Annotated in this window: 17 protein-coding genes and 1 rRNA gene; 13 read left to right on the forward strand and 5 right to left on the reverse strand. The window is 70.9% G+C overall.

Going from position 1 to position 19,613, the window contains the following annotated elements; genetic code table 11:
• Both rrf and ACH34R_RS30070 read left to right on the forward strand, forming a co-directional pair.
• Positions 1-115: ribosomal RNA gene (gene rrf, locus ACH34R_RS30065) — 5S ribosomal RNA — on the forward strand; the annotation flags it as partial.
• 107 nt (positions 116-222) lie between these two features.
• Complete coding sequence (locus ACH34R_RS30070) at positions 223-729, forward strand: PH domain-containing protein (RefSeq protein ID WP_397564900.1); 507 nt, start codon at positions 223-225, stop codon at positions 727-729.
• Positions 730-1,304: 575 nt separating this feature from the next.
• On the opposite strand, the gene ACH34R_RS30075 is transcribed toward ACH34R_RS30070, so the two are convergent.
• Complete coding sequence (locus tag ACH34R_RS30075; RefSeq protein ID WP_397564901.1) at positions 1,305-2,492, reverse strand: hypothetical protein; 1,188 nt, start codon at positions 2,490-2,492, stop codon at positions 1,305-1,307.
• On the opposite strand from ACH34R_RS30075, the gene ACH34R_RS30080 reads away from it, so the two are divergent.
• On the forward strand, positions 2,397-3,530 hold the full coding sequence (locus tag ACH34R_RS30080) for a hypothetical protein (protein WP_397564902.1): 1,134 nt from the start codon (positions 2,397-2,399) through the stop codon (positions 3,528-3,530). The genes ACH34R_RS30075 and ACH34R_RS30080 overlap by 96 nt on opposite strands.
• Positions 3,531-3,587: 57 nt before the next feature.
• Here the strand turns inward: ACH34R_RS30080 and ACH34R_RS30085 are convergent, their stop codons facing one another.
• Positions 3,588-4,514, reverse strand: coding sequence for an MBL fold metallo-hydrolase (locus ACH34R_RS30085; protein WP_397564903.1), 927 nt, complete (start codon positions 4,512-4,514; stop codon positions 3,588-3,590).
• A gap of 113 nt (positions 4,515-4,627) precedes the next feature.
• Between ACH34R_RS30085 and ACH34R_RS30090 the strand changes: the two genes are divergently transcribed.
• A complete protein-coding gene (locus ACH34R_RS30090; protein ID WP_397564904.1) occupies positions 4,628-5,194 on the forward strand; it encodes a single-stranded DNA-binding protein in 567 nt (188 codons plus the stop codon).
• A 914-nt stretch (positions 5,195-6,108) separates the two neighbouring features.
• A complete protein-coding gene (locus ACH34R_RS30095; protein ID WP_397564905.1) occupies positions 6,109-8,952 on the forward strand; it encodes a GDSL-type esterase/lipase family protein in 2,844 nt (947 codons plus the stop codon).
• Positions 8,953-8,984: 32 nt separating this feature from the next.
• Here the strand turns inward: ACH34R_RS30095 and ACH34R_RS30100 are convergent, their stop codons facing one another.
• Together ACH34R_RS30100 and ACH34R_RS30105 are read right to left on the reverse strand one after the other, a co-directional pair.
• The gene (locus tag ACH34R_RS30100) at positions 8,985-9,791 is read right to left on the reverse strand and encodes an SDR family NAD(P)-dependent oxidoreductase (protein ID WP_397564906.1); all 807 of its coding nucleotides are present in this window, start codon (positions 9,789-9,791) and stop codon (positions 8,985-8,987) included.
• Between the two features lie 147 nt (positions 9,792-9,938).
• Entirely contained in the window at positions 9,939-11,246 is a 1,308-nt protein-coding gene (locus ACH34R_RS30105) for a DUF1015 family protein (protein ID WP_397564907.1), read from the reverse strand.
• Positions 11,247-11,376: 130 nt separating this feature from the next.
• Between ACH34R_RS30105 and ACH34R_RS30110 the strand changes: the two genes are divergently transcribed.
• Positions 11,377-11,811, forward strand: coding sequence for a tetratricopeptide repeat protein (locus ACH34R_RS30110; protein ID WP_397564908.1), 435 nt, complete (start codon positions 11,377-11,379; stop codon positions 11,809-11,811).
• 101 nt (positions 11,812-11,912) lie between these two features.
• Positions 11,913-12,917 carry an HAD-IIA family hydrolase gene (locus ACH34R_RS30115; protein ID WP_397564909.1) on the forward strand — a complete coding sequence of 335 codons (1,005 nt, stop codon included), beginning with the start codon at positions 11,913-11,915 and terminating at the stop codon, positions 12,915-12,917.
• A gap of 59 nt (positions 12,918-12,976) precedes the next feature.
• Here ACH34R_RS30115 and ACH34R_RS30120 read toward each other — a convergent pair whose 3' ends face one another.
• A complete protein-coding gene (locus tag ACH34R_RS30120) occupies positions 12,977-13,324 on the reverse strand; it encodes an SCP2 sterol-binding domain-containing protein (RefSeq protein ID WP_397564910.1) in 348 nt (115 codons plus the stop codon).
• Between the two features lie 199 nt (positions 13,325-13,523).
• On the opposite strand from ACH34R_RS30120, the gene ACH34R_RS30125 reads away from it, so the two are divergent.
• The 6 genes from ACH34R_RS30125 (at position 13,524) to ACH34R_RS30150 (ending at position 19,611) form a co-directional block, all read left to right on the forward strand.
• Positions 13,524-13,748, forward strand: a complete 225-nt coding sequence (locus ACH34R_RS30125) for a hypothetical protein (RefSeq protein WP_397564911.1) — start codon at positions 13,524-13,526, stop codon at positions 13,746-13,748.
• Positions 13,745-14,566, forward strand: coding sequence for a TlyA family RNA methyltransferase (locus tag ACH34R_RS30130; protein ID WP_397564912.1), 822 nt, complete (start codon positions 13,745-13,747; stop codon positions 14,564-14,566). Before ACH34R_RS30125 ends, ACH34R_RS30130 begins: the two co-directional genes overlap by 4 nt.
• The gene (locus ACH34R_RS30135) at positions 14,566-15,474 is read left to right on the forward strand and encodes an NAD kinase (RefSeq protein ID WP_397564913.1); all 909 of its coding nucleotides are present in this window, start codon (positions 14,566-14,568) and stop codon (positions 15,472-15,474) included. The genes ACH34R_RS30130 and ACH34R_RS30135 overlap by 1 nt, the downstream gene beginning before the upstream one ends.
• A gap of 129 nt (positions 15,475-15,603) precedes the next feature.
• Positions 15,604-17,316 carry a DNA repair protein RecN gene (gene recN, locus ACH34R_RS30140; RefSeq protein WP_397564914.1) on the forward strand — a complete coding sequence of 571 codons (1,713 nt, stop codon included), beginning with the start codon at positions 15,604-15,606 and terminating at the stop codon, positions 17,314-17,316.
• A 130-nt stretch (positions 17,317-17,446) separates the two neighbouring features.
• Complete coding sequence (gene steA, locus ACH34R_RS30145) at positions 17,447-18,643, forward strand: putative cytokinetic ring protein SteA (RefSeq protein WP_111170383.1); 1,197 nt, start codon at positions 17,447-17,449, stop codon at positions 18,641-18,643.
• Positions 18,640-19,611: a copper transporter gene (locus ACH34R_RS30150; RefSeq protein ID WP_397564915.1), complete on the forward strand. Its 972-nt coding sequence runs from the start codon at positions 18,640-18,642 to the stop codon at positions 19,609-19,611. Before steA ends, ACH34R_RS30150 begins: the two co-directional genes overlap by 4 nt.
• Positions 19,612-19,613 lie beyond the last annotated feature (2 nt).

A 19,613-nucleotide genomic window follows, 5' to 3' on the forward strand; every position in this document is an offset into this window, starting at 1 on the left:
CGGTGGTTATGGCGGTGGGGAGACACCCGGTTACATTCCGAACCCGGAAGTTAAGCCTGCCTGCGCTGATGGTACTGCACTGGGGACGGTGTGGGAGAGTAGGTCGCTGCCGCACAATCATTGAATATGAGGGCCTTGTTGTAGGGGTACGGGTTGTTATTGCCCGTCTCTCTACAACAAGGCCCTCTTCGTTTTGCCTGGTGGCAAGGTAACGTACGAGACGTGAGCGAACCCATGGGAACCTCGCTGGAGTGGCGGGTAAGGCGAGACTTCGTCGTGCTCAAGGCGCTGGGACTGCTGCTGGCCATCGCTCTTATCGTGCTGAACCTCGACGACCGGCGAGCCATCATCCTGTGCGGGATCGCCGCATTCGTGCTCGCCGTGCTCGTCGGACGTGACCTGCTCGTCCCCGTACGGCTTTCGGCCGGCCCTGAGGGGGTCGTCGTGGTGCGCTGGTTCGCCGATCGGCGGTTGGTGCCGTGGGACGCGGTGGAGCAGATCGCGGTGGACGTCCGGCACAGGTACGGCAGGCGCTGGGAGCACTTGGAGATCGACACTGGAGAAGACCTCTTCGTTCTCACCTCCGCCCAGCTCGGTGGCTCCTGCACCGCTGTGGCCGCCGACCTTCGTTCGCTGAAATCCGCGGCCCGGGGCGTTGGCGAGGACGTGCGAGATCTGACCGTCTCCGACGGGCCGGACAGTGCGCTGCCTGGCCGTACTGAAAACTGAGCAACAGGGAACGGCTCGCACCGCCGCACATACTCGACCGGCCTAAGGACGCGGAGGTCTTGGAGGTCTACGCGAATGGCCGGGAGGGTTCTGCCGACTTGCTAGGCTGGAAGTGTCGGGCCACCCCACCGCGGGTGGCCCTTGTCGCGTCGGACCATGAGGCGGGCGACCAATTGCGGAAGAGCGGCCCGCGGCCGGCTCGCTGATCGAGCCAATGAAATGGACATACAGAAGTGAACAGAGACCAAGGACCTGATGACGCGGGCCGGCGCGGAGAAAGCGGGCAGCGCGGTCCGGACGCCGGTGGTGAGAGGCCGACGCGCGGTGGTGGTTACCGCGGAGACCGTGGTATGCCGGGGGACGGGCCCCGATACGGCGAGCGCCGCGAAAGGCACGAACGGCGCGAAGGCGGCGAAGGGCGCTCATACGCGCCGCGTGACCGTGATCGTGACCGAAGCTCTAGCCGGGAAGGCGACCGGGATCGCGGCCGTGGCGGCGACCGATGGCAGGATCGCGACTCACGGTCTGGTGAGCGGCGTGGTGGAGGATCCGGCGGAGGACGCTTCGAGAGGCGTTCAGATGACCGTGGCGGGCGTCCATTCGAGCGTGGCCGTGGTGAAGGGGGTCCTGGCGAGCGCCGCGGCCCCGGTGGGCGAGACGACCGCGACGACCGCCGGAGCGGCGGAGCCTTCCGCGGGGGCGGTGACCGCCCCTACCGTCGCGATGACCGTGGTGAGCGGCCTGGTGGGGATCGTCCGTTCCGCCGTGACGATCGTGGCGAAGGGCGCGGTGGGGATCGTCCGTTCAGGCGTGACGATCGTGGTGAGCGGCCTGGTGGGGATCGCCCGTTCAGGCGTGACGATCGTGGCGAAGGGCGCGGTGGGGATCGCCCGTTCCGCCGTGATGACCGTGGTGAGCGGCCTGGTGGGGATCGCCCGTTCAGGCGTGACGATCGTGGTGAGCGGCCTGGTGGGGATCGTCCGTTCAGGCGTGACGATCGTGGTGAGCGGCCTGGTGGGGATCGCCCGTTCAGGCGTGATGACCGTGGTGAGCGGCCTGGTGGCGACCGTCCATTCCGTCGCGATGACCGGGCTCCGGGCCAGGGAGGCCGCGAGGGTCGACCGTACCGGGATGACCGTGGCTCCCGCGAAGGGCGTCCGTTCCGGGCGGGCGAGCGCGATAGCCGCGGCGGGAACCGGGACGATCGGGGCGATCGGGGCGATCGGCCCTACCGTGACCGCCCCGAGCGAGGCGGAGGCTCCTCCTACGGTGACCGTGAGCGTCGGCCGTACGAACGACGTGACGACCGCGCGCCCCGCTCCTATGGTGGCGGCAGGGAAGACGAGCGCCCCGCGCGGTACCGCGACCGCGACGAGGCCCGGCGTGGATTCGGCGGACGCCGCGATGACCGCGGTGACCGTGCCCCCCGCCGCGACTGGAACGACCGCGGCTCTGATCGCCCGCCGTTCCGCCGGGAGGACCGTCCGGGAGGAGGCGGCTACGGCGACCGCGAGCGCCGCCCCTACCAGCGCGACGACCGCGACGACCGCCGGCCGTACCAGCGCGACGACCGTAGGCCGGACCAGGACGCGCCCGGCTACTCGTCTCGCGCAAGGTTCGGAGGACGCGAGGATGAGGCCCCGCGCGAGCGCGAGGAGCTGCCTGAGGTGGCCCCGGACATTACGGCCGACGAACTCGACAGCGAGATCCGTGACGAGCTCGGCTCGCTGCCGGGCGACCTCGCCGACCTGATCTCTCGTCACCTGGTCGCCGCCGAGCGTGCGCTCGGTGACGACGATCCGGAGCGGGCGTACGAGCACGCCAAGGTCGCGCGGAGGTTCGCGGCCAGGATCGGCGTGGTACGCGAGGCGGCGGGAGTGACGGCGTACCGCGCCGGGCAGTTCTCGGAGGCGCTGGGCGATCTGCGTGCGGCGCGCAGGATGACCGGATCGGATGAGTATCTCCCGATCATGGCGGACTGCGAGCGCGGCCTCGGCCGCCCGGAACGTGCGCTGGACCTCGTGCGCTCGCGCGAGGCGGAACGCCTGGACCGGGCGGGGCACATCGAGCTGACCATCGTGGAGTCGGGCGCGCGCCGTGATCTCGGCCAGCACGACGCCGCGCTGGTGACCTTGCAGCGCCTGCCCGAGCTTCGCGACCCCCGGCCGCACCCATGGTCGGCCCGTCTGGCCTTCGCGTACGCGGATGCCCTGGCCGAGGCCGGGCATGAGGCGGCGGCGGCCGACTGGTTCGGGCGCGCGATGGGCTTCGACGACGCCGGGGAGACCGACGCGGCGGCCCGCTACTCCGAACTCACCGGCGAGAGCGTCGCGGACATCGAGGACATCGAAGAGGGCGTCGAGCCGGACGCGCTGGAGGCGGAGTCCGCTGAAGGCGTTGAGCAGGCCGAGGACGAGGACGAGGACGAGGAGATCGACGACCTGGCCACCCTCGACCGGCAGATCGAGGACGAGGACGACCTGGACGAGCTCGACTTCGAGGAGCAGGCTCCACCCGCCGAGTCGGCCCCCTTCCCGGCCGAGCCCTCGGGCGGCTTTGAGGACGTGCCCGACCGAGGGACGGTGACAGAGCCGGCGAAGAAGGAGGACGGCCCGGCCGAGCGCAAGATCGAGGTGGAGGCCCCGGCAGTGCCCGCCTTCATCGCACCGGATTTCGGTGACCTGGCCGACGAAGACCCCGATGATGACGAGTCCGACGTCGATGGGTCCGACGAGGAAGCACCGGGCGCGGGCGAGTCTGACCGCGAAACCGGCGGCGAGCAGGGCAAGCGGACCATCTGACGATCTATTCGGCCGTTCGCGTACCCCCGCTGTCGATGGGGGTACGCGGCGGTGCGCTCAGAGGTTCTCCTTGCCCAGCCAGTGCAGGATGCCGGCGACGTTCGAGGGAGCGCCGCTGAGCAGCTCGAACTGCTCGGCGATTTCGGGATCGGCGCGCAGCGCGGCATAGCGCTCGCGCGTCCGGTCCCTGACCATGGCGACCGCGTGGTCCAGGTCCATTCCGGCGGAGTGCGCCTGCTTGGTCAGATCAACCCATACCCGTAGTTCTTCGGCCGATCGTTCCAGGGTCGTGGCGACGTCGTCGACCGGGCCATAGTGGCTGAACAGCAGCCGCTGTGGCTGGAGGTCGCCGAACAACGCGATGGAGTCGAGCGCCGTGCGCAGGTCGAAGTCGGGCGGGGGTGTGGCGGGCCGCAGGTCGCCGGTTTCGGGCAGGTAGACGCCGGCGGCGTCGCCGACGTACAGGTCACCGGTCGCCGAGTCGATCAGGCCCACGTGGTGCTTGGCGTGGCCGGGGGAGTAGTGGCTGCTCAAGGTACGCCCGGCGCCGAGGTCGATGGCGCCGGTGTCGCCGAGGGCCCTGATCCTGGACGCCTCGGTCGGTGACAGCTCGCCGAACAGCGTGTCGAGCCGGTCGCCCCACACCATCTTGGCGCTGGCCATCAGCCGGGTGGGGTCGGCCAGGTGCCGCGCGCCCTTCTCGTGTACGACGACTTCGGCGGAGGGGAAGAACCGGGCGATGTCGCCGACGCCGCCCGCGTGGTCGAGGTGGATGTGCGTGACGACCACGGTGGCCAGGTCGTCCGGGCCGACGCCGAGCGCGGCCAGCGAGTCCCGAACGATGGGCGCGGAGGTCGATGTACCGGTCTCCACGAGGCAGGGCCTGTCCCCGAGGATGAGGTAGCCGGCGGTGATTCCCGAGTAGCCGGCCATGCGTGTGTCGATCTCGTACACGTCTCCGCCGAGCGCGGTGATGTTGTCCACAGGTCTCCCTCGTCGCAGGAGCGGCGTTATCCCCAGAATGGCGTTCGGGCGAACGCGCCGCACCTCACATCGTAGAGAGTGGTCCTGGTTCGCAAACTGCGAGGAGGGCCATCATGGAAGACACCACGGACCGCGACCACGACATCAACCGTGACATCAACCGCAATATCGACCGCAATGAGGTCGTCCTGTCCGGCCGGCTTTCCGGAACGCCAGGGGTGAAACCACTGCCCAGCGGCGACACGCTGACCACCTGGAAGCTGACCGTGCGACGGCCGGGCCGCACACGCGAGTGCGTCACCGAGACCTTCGAGTGCATGACCTTCGACGGCCCGCTAGGCAGATCCGTGGCCGATCTCCGGCCACGAGACGTCATCGAGGTGCGGGGCACCCTGCGGCGTCGCTTCTTCACGACCGCGTACGGCAGGGCGAGCGTGCATTCGATCCTCGCCGACTCCGTGCGCGTCCTCGAACGCACCGTCACGGTCACCTTCGAGGAATCACCCCCCACCGTCGGCCCTACCGAAGCCGACCCTGCTCCGAGGCCGGGGACGGCCCGTCCCACCGTCCCCAGGCAAAGATCGCCCAGCGGTTCACCGGGCGGGCCGGCACGCCGGAGCGGGGTCAAGGGGGTTCGAGAAAAGGAAGCGGATCGCCGTGCGCGGCCATCGTTATCCTGAATGCCCTTTGAGGAGAACAGAAGACGCCTATTCCGCTTACGCATGGCGGCGGGCCACATAGCGACTATCGGTCACAATCTTCAGGAGTAATCCACCCATCTGGCGGGCAAAGGGCCGGGGCATTCGACACGCAGGGAGGTGAAGGAGCGCAGGTAGTAGAGGCGTAGCCGCTATCGCGCCCAAGCGCATCCGCCGAGCGATTCCGAATGGCCGTAAAGGTTCTGCTCATGGCAAGGGTAAAGGGGTAAGGTCCCGCGTCGTGGCGTTCGTGGCGTTCGTGGCGTTCGTGGCGTTCGTGGCGTCGAGTGGCGATAGGCCATCATCGACGCCGCCATCGAGATGCCTTCACGCTGGTTCTGGGGCGGTGGGTTGACGGCTGTCGCCGAGCCAGCGGCTGAGGCGGCCCCAGCCCTCGCCGCCCGCACGGTGCCGCGCCGACGCGGCCAGCCCTGAGATCGACCGCGTCGTGGAACCGGGTGGGCTGCTCATGGCCGACGGCCGCTGGTACCGCATGGCCTGGTGCCGCACACGCCAGCCGACCGGGGCTTCCGGGCGGACCGGATCGTAGCGGCGGTTCGCGGGCGGCAGTCGGGGTGGGTGGTTTGTGGGGTGTTCGGTGTGGATTTCGCCGTTTACGTCGTTTGGTGGGGTCTCGTTCTGTGGTGGGGTGGTCGGCGGGTTGGCGTCTTAATGGTCTGGCGGGGTTTTTCGCTGTGGTGGTTCGTGCCCGCGGTTGGGGTGGGTGGTTTGTGGGGTGTTCGGTGTGAGTTTCGCCGTTTATGTCACTTGGCGGGGCTCCTCCAGCGGTGGGGGCAATCGGCGGGCAGGGGTACCCAGGCTCACGTAACTGCTTATTGGTTCGACCGCCGTGGGTATGTTCCAGCCGCCCCGGACTGGCCTCGCACCTCCCAACCATGAGCATGCCGTCCCCCGCCTGGCACCGGGAGATTCCCCGGCCGGCGCTGGGAGTGCGATTCGGAGACACCTGGTACTTCACCATTCACGCGCTGACCCGTGGAGGAGCCTATGCCGCGAGCCTGGTGCGGGATATCGCGGCGTGGGTCAGAAACGTCGGAGGGGAACGACACTTCGTCATCGGGGGCGACTTCAACGCGGATCCTGACGTTCTGCAGGGCAGGGCGAACTACCCGAGAGGGGAGGTACGGCGCTTCACCACCGGCCTGGCCACCCACCAGAACGGCGGGGAGTACGACTACTTCATCGCCGACAACGGCACCGTCGCCCGGCAACGGGCTCAGCGGTTCGATGGCGCCGGCCCCGACCACTACGCGGTCGGGATCGGGCCGTTCCGCTCCTGGCATCCCCAGACGCGAATCGACCTGATGCCGACGGGCGACGGGAGCACCCGGGGCAGGAACGACAGCGTCTTCGTGAATCACCGGCGGCCCCTCTACGACGAGCTGGGGACGAAGACCTACTTCTATGTGCAGCGCGCGTCCGGCCGTCCGCTGCACAGTGGCGCAGGGGAGGCCGCTCCGGCCGACGATGAGGAAGAGGTGGAGGAGGTGAAAGAGGTCCGGCTCGCGCCATCGCTGGACATGGTGGGCACGCAGCGCGACGGTGACATGCCCGACCCCGACCACGAGGGGTACCCGGACCACGAGATCGACCAGATCGCCGAGCGAGTGGACGACACCGTCGCCCAGTTGCGGCCGAACGTGGTGACATTACTCGCCGGTACCGAAGACATGGAGCAGGACACCGACGTGGCCGGGGCGCCCGGCCGGTTGGGGCGTCTGATCGACCAGATCCTCGAAGACGCCCCCAAGGCCCTGGTGCTGGTGGCCACCCTGCCCCCGGCCGCCGACCCGGCCGTCCAGGGCAGGATCGAGGCGTTCAACGAGCGCGTCCCGGAGGTGGTGGCCCAACGGCGGGCGGCGGGCAAGCACGTCGTGCTGGTGCCGATGAACCACCTGTCCACCGCCGACCTGTCCGACGACGGCCTGTCCCCCAATGAGACCGGTCAGCAGAAGATGGCCATCGCCTTCGCCGACGGCATCGTCGGGGCGTTCCTGGCAGGCTGGGTGACCACCGACTCCGGCACCGAGACCGAGGAGGCCGCGGATGCCCTGCGCACGATGGGGCTGGGGTCGTCCAGCACCTACGGCGAGGGCAGCTCGGACGGCAACGGCTACCGCGACACCGCCGACCGGGGATTCAGCGACCTCGCCGACCGCAACGCCGAAGACAGCGGCGACTCCGGGGCATCATCGATGGCCGCGAGCGCCGCCGATGACACCACGCGCGTGGACTGGGTCGGCTCCGTGCGGGTGGGGACGATGGCGGACCGGGAGATCGAAGGCTGGCGGGGGCGCCTGATCCATGAGATCGCCGACAAGGCGAAATGCGCGGTCAGGGCCTACCAGCCCAACCTGATCACCCTCATCGCGGGCGGCAACGACGTCATCAAGAACTACCAGATGGACGGCGCGATCGGGCGGCTGGAGTCCTTGATCGAGCAGGTCGACTTCGACGACCCGGGGGTGGCCGTCCTGGTGGCCGGAATGCAGCCGTTCCGCGACCCGCCCAACGACCCCGGCAGGAACGCACGAGGACAGGCGTTCACCGCGCGGATCCCCGCGATGGTGGACCGCCTCGTGGCGCGTGGCCTGCGTGTGGTGTACGCCGACACGACCGCACTGACCCTGTCCGATATCGGCGTCGATGGCATCCACCCCACCGACCAGGGATACGACAAGATCGCCGCCGCGTTCGTGAAGGCGGCGAACCAGGCCAACGATCGAGGATGGCTCCGCAAGACGCGCCCGCAGGCGCCGGACGCGACGTCCGACCCCTGCGGAATGCAGGACGACGGCGACGGCTTACAGACCGAGGAGAGCAACCCCAACAAGCTGGGGCAGGGCTGGGAAGACCGTAGCGTCATCCAGGACAAGCAGTACCCCAACACCAACCGGTTCTGGCTGGTCGACATCAACAAGGACGGTAAGGCCGAATTCGTCACGGTGGACAAGCACCAGAACTTCCGGTTCTGGTGGAACAGCGGCCCCTCGGGCAAGAACTGGACGCCCTTCGTCGAAGGCCAGAACTCCTACCGGCCCGCCCCCGGGGCGGTCGGCAACATGCTGCGTTTCGGTGACGTCGACGGCGACGGTTTCCCCGACTGCATGGTGGTCTGGCTGACCGGGCGGATCGACGCCTACACCTGGAAGGGCGACAATCCCTCCGGCTCGCGCATGTGCATGAACAAATACGGCGGCGAGGCGAGCGTCTTCGACGGGGGGTCACAGGGCGAGATCCTTGACATCGACCCGGCCACCAAGATCCGTTTCGCCGACGTCACCGGGGGCGGCCGGGACGACTACCTGCTGATCAAGCCGGACGGTACGACGACCGCCGCGTACAACAGGGACTTTCAGGACAAGGACGGCCGCAGGTGGCTGGACTGGACCCCTCCGGCGAAGATCGCCAACGCCCTGGCCAGCCCCCGGGAGATCCGCTACGCCGACATCAACGGCGACAAACGCGCCGACCGCATCCTGATCACGGCCAAGGGCGGGGCACGGGCCTGGATCAACGAAGGGGCCAGGGGCGCGGGCGGCACCTATCGCGACATCGGCAGGATCGCCGGAGACGCCGAGGTACCGTCCAAGGACGTCCAGTTCGCGGACATGGACGGCGACGGCAAGGCCGACTTCGTGCGCATCGGCTGGACCGGCGTCACCCATGCCTGGCTCAACAAGCTGCCCGCGGACTACTTCAACACCTTCCACCCATGAGGTCACCCATGAGGCCACCCCCGAGAGGAGGGTCACACCGCCTTGACGAAACCCGAGTCCACGGTGAACTCCGCGCCGGTGGTGCTGGCCGAGCGGGGCGAGGCGAGCAGTACCACCACGTCGGCGATCTCCTCAGGGTCGGCCAGGCGGCCCGTCGTCAGGCGCATGGTCTCGGGGACCAGCTTGTCCAGGACGCCGGTGCGGTCGGTCCCCGCCTGACCGGCGAGCCGGTCGGCGACGCCACCCGGGTCGGTCCACCAGGGGGTCAGCACCGGCCCGGGGGAGACGGTGTTGACCCGGATGCCCTGCGGCCCGAACTCCTCCGACAACGCCTTGGTGAGGTTGTTCATCGCCGCCTTCGCCGCCCCGTAGTCCACATTGATCTGGGAAGGCTGCCGCGCGTTGGCCGACGAGACGTTGACGATCGAGCCGCCGCCCCCGCTCAGCATGTGCGGGATGGCCGCCCGTACCGTCCGCACCGCCGAGAAGAGGTTGAACTCGAACATCGCCCGCCAGTCCTCATCGCTCGCGTCGAAGAAGGAGGCGCGCGGCAGATCCACTCCGGGCGGCGGCCCGCCCGCGTTGTTCACCAGGATGTCCAGGCCGCCGAACTCCCGCACGACGCGTGCCACGGTCCGGGCGGGCGCCTCGGGGTCCATCAGATCGACGGCCTCGTGCACCAGGTCCGGTCCGGTGAGCGCGGTCAGTTCCGGCCCGGCCGTACGGGAGGCGGCGACCACCTTCGCGCCTTCCGCCAGCAGCGCGCGGGTCACGGCCAGCCCGATCCCCTTCGAGGCGCCGGTGACCACCGCGACGCGGCCTGTGAGTCGCATGTCCATGACGGTTTCCCTTCGTTGCCACAAGGATGCGGCCCGGCCCCATGCCGGGGCCGTCCCCGCCACCCGAAGGTATTCCGGCCGCCGGATCGGCCGCCGGTGCTCACGAGACCGGCAATTCCAGCGGTTTTCCGTCCTTGCTTGCGAAGGTCAGCCGCCGTCGAAGGTGCGCATCACCAGGCCCGTCCGCGGTTTGGGCCCGAACGAGGTGGACTTGCGCGGCACCCGCTCGCCCCCCGCCGCGACCGCGAGCACCTGGTCCAGCGACAGGGGATTGAGGATCACCGCGGTGCCGCCGGTGTCGCGGGCCTGCCGTACGGCGGCCCGCGCGTCGTGGTGCACGATCCGCACGGCCTGCTCGTCGTCGCTCAGCCCCCACACCTTCGGCAGCAGGAACTCCGCCAGGATCGAGGTGTTCAGCGCCGCCCACCGGGCCGATCGCGCGGCCGGCATGGCGTGCTTGAGCTGCAACGGGTCGGGCCCGGTGAGCAGGTGGCAGGTCGTACCCTCGCCCGCGAGCAGGTAGGCGGGCTCGTCGGCCGCCGCCAGCGCGGCCAGTCCCGCCGCCAGGTCGGCGTGCTCGTGCGCCTGGCACGCGCCCTTGGCCCTGCTCACCGCCTGTGCCAGCGGCAGGCCGGGGATGACCCGGTGGATGGGGTTGAGGTCGGGCGGGTAGGCGCTGGCGTCCACGATGAGGGCGAGCCCGTAGTCCCAGGGGCCGGCCGCCTCCTCGCGCGCACCGGCCTGTGCGTGGCGCTCGGCCTGCAACGCGCGGTAGGTGGCGTAACGGTGGTGCCCGTCGGCGATCAGGGCCTGGCGGGGGCGCAGGTCATCGCCGAGCAGGGTCAGTTCGGCCGCGTCGGTCACCGCCCACAGCCGGTGCCGCAGCCCGTCGTCCGTGTCCGCCTGCACCAGCGGGACGCGCGTCGTGGCGATGTCGTCCACCAGGTGCGTGGCGGGCCCGCCGCCGTCGTAGACCAGGAAGATGGGCTCCAGGTTGGCCTCGGTGACGCGCATCAGCGCCAGCCGGTCGGCCACCGGGCCGGGCATGACGTCCTCGTGCGGCAGGATGATCCGCCGCTCGGGGTCGGCCAGGGCGACCGCGCCGATCAGCCCCCGCTGCAGTACGTGATCGCCCGCCGCCTGTTCGTAGACGTACACCGCGGGCTCGCCGTCCAGGGCGAGCACACCGGCATCGAGCCAGTCGCGCAGCGTGTCACGCGCCCGAGGATAGTCGTGGTGATCCACACCGGGAAGGATCAGCCGCACCACGTTGTTGGGATGAACGGCAAGCAACTCGCGGACATCGTCGTCGGAGATCAGATCGTATGGCGGAGAGGTGACCTTGGCCGTCTCCTCGACGCCGTTCGCGCCGCCGGGGGACCCGCCGGAAAAGCGCACTCCTCGGAACGGGCGCAGGACCAGTCCATCAGGTACCGGCAGTTCAGGATTCGCCATATCGGGCATGCTCCCACAGAGTTCTGAATCGTCCAGAGCCCACCCCGAAAGGGCTCGTCCCGCCTCCCGCACCTGCCCGCGAACACGCTGCCACTGGTCTTGTCCGCGTCCAGATGGAAGGGATTGACGAATGGTGGAAGGCCGAAACACTCCGGATGAGGCCCGTGAGCCGGCGCAGGGCGTCCCCGGCGGAGGCGTCTACGAGTGGTTCCAGCGTGGGATGAAGCTGCTGCGCGAGGGCAGCCCGGCCGCCGCGGCGGCGCTGCTCGAACGCGCGGCCGAGGCCGAGCCCGGCTCCCGCAGCGTCCGTGAGGGGCTGGCCCGTGCCCAGTTCAACTCCCGGCAGTACGAGAAGGCCGCCGACAGCTTCCGGTCCATCGTCGACGCCAACCCCACCGAGGACTACGCCTACTTCGGCCTGGGCCTCGCCCTGTGGCGGACCGGCGACATGGAGGCGGCCCACGAGCCCCTGACCATCGCCGTGGCGATGCGCCCGGACCACAAGGACTACGTGACGGCGCTGAAGAACGTCCGCGCCACCCTGCGCGCCCGTGAGGCCATGTGACCGGTGAGCGTCGCCGGGAGCGGCCCTGGAGCACCGCGGCGCCCACCCCTGCCAAGGGCGGCGCGGCCGGAGGGCGGCGCGGGGACGTAGGATCTGCGACCGTGCTGACAACCGTTCTGGTCGAGGGCTACGACACGCTGCTGCTGGATCTCGACGGCGTGGTCTACCTGGGGCCCAGGCCCGTGCCGAAGGCCGCTGAGGCCCTGGTGGCGGCGAAGGCGGCGGGTGTGCGGCTGGCGTACGCCACCAACAACGCCTCCCGGACCCCCAGCGCCATCGCCGAACACCTCACCTCACTGGGCATCCCCGCCGAAGCGGCGGATCTGGTCACCTCCGCCCAGGCCGCCGCGCGGCTCATCGCCGAGCGGGTGGAGCCGGGCGCGCCGGTGCTCGTGGTGGGCGGCATGGGGCTGCGCCAGGCGGTACGCGACCATGGCCTGCGCCCGGTGACCACGGCCGCGGACGGCCCGGTCGCGGTGGTCCAGGGCTATTCGCCCGGCATGTCGTACGGCCTGCTCGCCGAAGGGGCGCTCGCCGTACGGGGCGGCGCGCTGTTCGTCGCCTCCAACGCCGACGCCACGATGCCGTCGGGCCGCGGCGAGATGCCGGGCAACGGAGCCATGACCCGGGTGATCGCCACCGCCACCGGCGTCGAGCCGATCGTGGCGGGCAAGCCGCTGCCCCCGATGCACCGCGAGTCCATGATCCGTACCGGGGCCCGCCGCCCGCTGGTCGTGGGCGACCGCCTGGACACCGACATCGAGGGCGCCGCCAACGCGGGTGTGGACAGCCTGCTGGTGCTGACCGGGGTCGCCACCCCGCTCGACGTCCTCACCGCCGTCCCCGCGCATCGCCCCACCTACATCGCCGCCGACCTGTCGGCGCTGCACCTGCCCTACCCTGCCGTACGGCAGGCGGCCGGCGAGCGCGGCTGGTCCTGCGCCGGCTGGCACGCCCGCTGGGAATCGGACCGGCTGCACCTGTCGGGCTCCGGAGACCCCGTGGACGGGCTGCGCGCGGCCGCACAGGCCGCCTGGCAGGCCGCGGGCGACGACGGCCTGACCACGGACTCGGTGAAACCGGCCCTCGCCGCCCTGGGGCACTGAGGCCCGCCGGCCGGGAACATGATGCCCTCTGGGCGGCGGCGGCCTCGTGCGGCGGATGGTCAGAGGAGGCGGCGCAGGCGGAACAGGTCGCCGATGCTCGCCTCCACCTTGACCCTGCCGCCGAGCAGCGCGCGGGCCATGTCGAGCTCTCCGTCCACCAGCGAGACCAGGTCGTCACTGCTGATCGTGAGGCGGATGTCGGCCTGGCGGCCGGGCACGCCGCCGTCGCCGTCGAGGGACTCCAGGCCGCCGTGATGGATGCGGCCGTAGAAGGTCGTGTCGAGGTCGGGCACGTGACAGCTCACCGACCGCTCGACCACATGCTTCGCCTTGGTCTCCTCATCGACTTCGTCGAACTGCTCGGCGAGCTTGCGCAGCGCCGCCCGGCATTCCTCGACGGTCGCCATAGATCGCGTTCCCTTCTCGTGCGGACCGCCCGAAACCGTCCTTGTCCAGGGACGGTAGCGTTCCAATCAACTACTACGGCAAATCCGCCGCTCGTGGGCGCCGCAACGCCAGGTTGGCGCGCCAGGTGGGGGCGGCCGTCGGATACGGTCGGGACAGCGGCGCACACGCGCGATCGTACGACCTTCCCGGAGGGGGCGAATGACGGATCTGCCGCAGCGGGCCGGCGGCACGGCCGAGGAGGCACTGGCCGGGCTGGACCGGCTCGCCGCACTGCCCGTCGGCGAGCATGTCGCGGTGTTCCAGGAGGTCCACGCGCGCCTCGAACGCGCGCTGGCCTCCGCCGACGGGCACGAGGGGCCGGCCGGCGAGGTGGATCGCCGGGAGCCCGTGCCCGGGTACCCGCATGAGCGGGGCCGCGGGTGAGCAGACGGGTCCGGCTGGACAGCGAGCTGGTGCGCAGGGGGCTGGCACGTTCGCGTGAGCACGCCGGCCGGCTCATCGCCGACCGGCGCGTCAGCGTCGGCGGGCAGGTGGCCGCCAAGGCCGCCAGCCAGGTCGACACCGCCGCCGCGATCGTCGTCGCCGAGCAGGCCGAGGGCGGCCCCGACTACGTCTCGCGCGGCGCGCACAAGCTGCTCGGCGCGCTCGCCGCGTTCGGCCCCCTCGGGCTGACCGTGCGGGGCCGCCGCTGCCTGGACGCGGGCGCCTCGACCGGCGGCTTCACCGACGTCCTGCTGCGCGAGGGCGCCGCGCACGTCGTCGCGGTGGACGTCGGGTACGGCCAGCTCGCCTGGTCCCTGCGCACCGACGAGCGCGTGACCGTGATGGAGCGCGTCAACGTCAGAGACCTGGCCCCCGGCGACGTGGGAGAGCCGCCGACGCTGGTGGTGGGCGACCTGTCGTTCATCTCACTGCGGCTGGTGCTGCCCGCGCTGCACGCCTGCGCCGCGCCGGCCGCCGACTTCGTCATGCTGGTCAAGCCGCAGTTCGAGGTGGGCAAGGACCGGGTCGGCGCGGGAGGAGTGGTACGCGATCCCGAGTTGCGCGCGCAGGCCGTACGGGATGCGGCGGACGCCGCGCGCACCCTGGGCCTGGTGGTGCGCGGGGTGACCGCGAGCCCCCTGCCGGGCCCGTCGGGCAACGTCGAATATCTGCTGTGGCTGGGCAAGGGAGAGGGGGCGCCGCCCGTCCCCGACCTCGCGGCGGAGATCGAGCGGGCGGTGGCGGAAGGGCCACGGTAGTGACGACCAAGCGAACCATCCTGATCACGACCCACACCGGGCGCGGGGCCGCGATCGACGCGGCCCGGCAGGTGATCGAAAGGCTCGTGGCTGCGGGGATGCACGTGCGCGTCCTGGACTCCGAGGCGGAGGGCGTGGCCTGCCCGGGAGCGGAGGTCGTCCCGGCCACGGAGGGCGCCGCCGACGACGCCGAGATGATCATCGTGCTGGGCGGCGACGGCACGATCCTGCGCGCCGCCGAGATGGCCAGGCCCAGCGGCGTCCCGTTGCTCGGGGTCAACCTCGGCCATGTCGGATTCCTGGCCGAGACCGAGGTCGACGACCTGGCCGACGCCGTGGACAGCGTCGTGCGCGGCCGGTACGACGTGGAGGAACGCCTCACGCTCGAAGTGGTCGCCCGGCTCAACGGGGAGGTCATCGCCGAGACCTGGGCGCTCAACGAGGCCACCGTGGAAAAGCGGGACCGCATGCTGGAGGTCGTCACCGAGATCGACGGCAGGCCGCTGTCCCGCTACGGCTGCGACGGCGTCATCTGCGCGACCCCCACCGGTTCCACCGCCTACGCGTTCTCTGCCGGAGGACCCGTGGTCTGGCCGGAGGTGGAGGCCCTGCTGCTGGTGCCGATCAGCGCGCACGCCCTGTTCGCCCGGCCGCTGGTGGTCTCGCCGCGTGCCTCCCTGGCCGTGGAGATCCTCCCGAAAACGCCGGGCGGCGTGCTGTGGTGCGACGGACGCCGCCGCTTCGACCTGCCCTCCGGCGCGCGCGTCGAGATACGGCGTGCCGACGTACCGGTCCGCCTGGCCCGCCTGCACGGGATCGACGACACCGGAGCACCCTTCACCGACCGCCTGGTGGCCAAGTTCGACCTGCCCGTTCAGGGCTGGCGTGGCCGTACACGGGGGTTTTGAGCACCGGGAACACCGAGGGTGCGCGTGCTGTGACGCCCGCGTTCAGGTTCGGGAGGGCCGGAAGCGCGTAGGATCGTCTGGCACGCGCCGCACACGCGTTCGGTGGCTGGTATGTGACGGGAGGGACCAGTGCGACCAAGGGTCGAGGAGGTCCGTATCGGCGGTCTCGGCGTGATCGACGAGGCCGTGCTGGAGCTTTCGCCGGGCTTCACCGTCGTGACGGGCGAGACCGGCGCGGGCAAGACGATGGTGGTGACCGGGCTCGGCCTGTTGTTCGGCGGGCGCGCCGATCCCTCGCGGGTGCGGCCGGGGGCCGATCGGGCCAGGGTCGAGGGCACCCTGCTGGTCGAGGCCGGTGGCCGGGTCGCCCAGCAGGTGGAGGACGCCGGAGGCGAGGTCGACGACGGGCAGCTCATCATCGCCCGCACGGTCTCGGCCGAGGGCCGCAGCCGCGCCTGGCTGGGCGGGCGCACGGTGCCCGTCGGCACCCTCACCTACCTCGCCGACGACCTCGTGGCCGTACACGGCCAGATGGACCAGCAGCGGCTGCTCCAGCCCGCCAGGCAGCGCGCCGCCCTCGACCGCTACGCGGGCGAGGAGCTGGTGAAACCGCTGCGCGCCTACGAGCTGGCCTACAACCGCCACCGGCAGGTCGCGGGCCGGCTCGCCGAGCTGACCACCAAGGCGCGCGAGCGCGCCCAGGAGGCCGACGTGCTGAGGTTCGGCCTGGAGGAGATCGAGAAGGTCGATCCCAAGGCCGGCGAGGACACCGAGCTGCGCGAGGAGGAGGAGCGGCTGTCCCACTCCGACGCGCTGCGCACGGCCGCCACCACGGCGCACGGCGCGCTGCTCGGCGACCCGATGAGCGGCGCCGAGACCGGCCAGGACGCGATCTCGCTGCTCGGCGCGGCCCGCGCCGCCGTGGACGCGGTACGCGACTTCGACCCCGCCCTCGGCGGGCTGGGCGACCGGCTCGCGGAGGCCGGATACCTGGTCTCCGACGTGGCGACCGAACTGGCCGCCTACGCCGAGTCGGTCGACGCCGACCCGCTGCGGCTGGCCGCCGTGCAGGAGCGCAGGGCGCAGCTCGCGGGCCTGACCCGCAAGTACGGCGAAGACGCCGCGGCCGTGCTCGAATGGGCCGGGCGCGCCGCCGCCCGGATGGCCGAGCTGGAGGGCGACGACGACCGCATCGAGGAGCTGACCCGCGAGTACGACGAGCTGACCGACCGGCTCACCGCCCTGGCGGGCGATCTGACGCGGGTCCGCACCGCGGCGGCGCAGCGCTTCGGCGAGGCGGTGACCAGGGAGCTGGCCGCTCTCGCGATGCCGCACGCCCGGATCGTGGTGCAGCTCTCCCAGGCCGCCGACTTCGCCCCGCACGGGCTCGACGAAGTGGAACTGCGCCTGTCGGCGCACCCCGCCGCGCCGCCGCTGCCGCTCGGCAAGGGCGCCTCGGGCGGCGAGCTGAGCCGGGTCATGCTGGCCATCGAGGTGGTGTTCGCGGGTGCCGACCCGGTGCCCACGTTCGTCTTCGACGAGGTGGACGCGGGGGTGGGCGGCAAGGCGGCGGTCGAGATCGGCCGCAGGCTCGCCAGCCTGGCCCGTACCGCGCAGGTCATCGTGGTGACCCACCTGCCGCAGGTGGCCGCGTTCGCCGACCAGCACCTGGTGGTGGAGAAGGCGAGCGACGGCAGCGTGGTCCGCAGCGGCGTGGTCACCCTCGACCACGAGGGCCGGGTCAAGGAGCTGTCCCGGATGCTCGCCGGGCTGGAGGACTCCGAGCTGGGCCGGGCGCACGCCGAAGAACTCCTCGCGATCGCCGCCGCCGATCGCGCATGACGCAGGAGTTCCCGGGCATTGTCCGCTTCTGTGCACCGAGGCGATTCGATTCCATTACTCCATGTGACATATCCGACACGCCACGCCGTGCGGCGCCGGTGAAGTCGTTCACTCTGGCAGGATGGGCGTGATGAAGGTGCCGACCATGAGGGTTCCGGGCCTCCGCCGCTGGAAGGCAGACGACCTTCCCGGGGTGACGGCAGTGGCGAGGATCGATCGGCGGACCAAGAGGCTGACCAAGCGCCTCAAGTCCGGTGAGATCGCGATCATCGATCACGTCGACGTCGACCGGGTCAGCGCGGAGGCGCTCGTGGCGTGCGGGGCGGCGGCCGTCGTCAACGTCGCGGCCGGCATCAGCGGGCGTTATCCCAACCTGGGCCCGCAGATCGTCATCGAGTCGGGCGTGCCGTTCGTGGACAACGCGAGCCCCGAGCTGTTCGAGCGGATCAGAGACGGCGACGTGGTCCGGGTCAACGACGGCGTGATCTACCTCGGCGACGAGGTCGTGGGCAAGGGCGACGTCCAGACCACCGAGACCGTCGAGGCGGCGATGGCCGAGGCCAGGGCCGGGCTGTCGGTGCAGATCGAGGCGTTCGCCGCCAACACCATGGAATACGTCAGGCGCGAGCGCGACCTGCTCATCGACGGCGTGGGCGTGCCACAGATCCGCACCTCGCTGGAGGGCAGGCACGTCCTGATCGTGGTGCGGGGCTACCACTACAAAGAAGACCTCGCCACGCTGCGTCCCTACATCAGGGAGTACCGGCCGGTCCTGATGGGCGTGGACGGCGGCGCGGACGCGCTGCTGGAGGCCGGTTACCTTCCCGACGTCATCGTCGGTGACTTCGACTCCGTCTCCACCAAGGCCCTCACCTGCGGGGCCGAGCTGGTCGTGCACGCCTACCGGGACGGCCGCGCCCCCGGCCTGGAGCGGGTGCGCAGGCTGGGCCGCGACGCGGTGGTCTTTCCCGCGCTCGGCACCAGCGAGGACATCGCCATGCTGCTCGCCGACGACAAGGGCGCCGACCTGATCGTGGCCGTCGGCACGCACAACACGCTCGTGGAGTTCCTGGACAAGGGCCGCTCGGGCATGGCGAGCACCTTCCTGACCCGGCTCCGGGTGGGCGGCAAGCTCATCGAGGCCAAGGGCGTCAGCAGGCTCTACCGGAGCCGGATCTCCAACTCCTCCCTCCTGCTGCTCGTCATCACCACGCTGGTCACCTTCGGAGTCGCGCTGCGGATCTCGCCGGTCGGCCAGATCTGGCTGGAGGGCCTGCGGGACTTCTGGAACGCCTTCATCTTCTGGCTGGTCGGACTCTTCTCGTGATCGATTTCCGTTATCACCTCGTCTCCATCGTCGCGGTCTTCCTCGCCCTTTCGGTGGGGATCGTGCTCGGTTCGACGTTCCTCCAGGACCCGGCCATCTACGTGGCCAACACCGCCGTCGAGCAGGTGCGCCAGCGCAACGCCGGGCTGCAGGAGCAGATCACCGATCTGCAGCTTCGCGAGCGCGGCAACGACGCGCTGATCTCCGGGCAGACCCGCAGGCTCGTCCAGGGAGAGCTGGACGGCGAGCGTGTCCTGATCGTGGAGCTGCCCGGGGTCACCACCAGCGACCGCGAGGCGGTGCAGGAGGTGCTGGAGGACGCGGACGCGGCGGTCAGCGGTCAGGTCGCGCTGACCGAGAAGTCCCTCGACCCGCGGCAGAGCGGGGTGATCGACCAGCTCGCGATGACCGCCAAGCCCGCCGAGATGACGTTCCCGGTGGACGCCACGCCGTACGAGAAGGCGGCGGCGGTGCTCGCGGCGGCGGTGGTCACCTCTGACAGCGCCCAGGTGGGCAGGGAGAACCCGGCGGCGGCCGGCGTGCTCGGGGCCTTCCAGGAGGGGGCGCTGATCACGATGCGCGGCGATCCCGCGCTGCGGGCCTCGCTGGCCGTGGTGCTCGCGCCCGGCGAGCCGTTCGAGGGCGAGCACGCCGAGGCACAGAACGCCGCGGTCGTGGCCCTGGCCCGCGGGCTCGACGCGGCCGACCGGGGCACGGTGCTCACCGGGCCGGTGGCCTCGGCCTCGCCCGGCGGGATCGTGGCCGCGCTGCGCGACTCCAGTGAGGCGGCGGCCGCGGTCTCCAGCGTCGACAACGGCGAACAACCCACAGGACGCGTCACACTGGTCTACGCTCTGCGCGAGCAGCTCTCCGGCGGCGCGGGGCAGTACGGCATCGGCACCGGTGCCTCGTCCGTCGGGCCGTCGCCCGTACCCACGTCCACCCCCAGCAGCTCATCCGGAGGCTGACC

It is taken from the genome of Spongiactinospora sp. 9N601 (genome assembly GCF_044326295.1).
In the GTDB taxonomy this organism is placed as follows: Bacteria; Actinomycetota; Actinomycetes; order Streptosporangiales; family Streptosporangiaceae; genus Spongiactinospora; species Spongiactinospora gelatinilytica.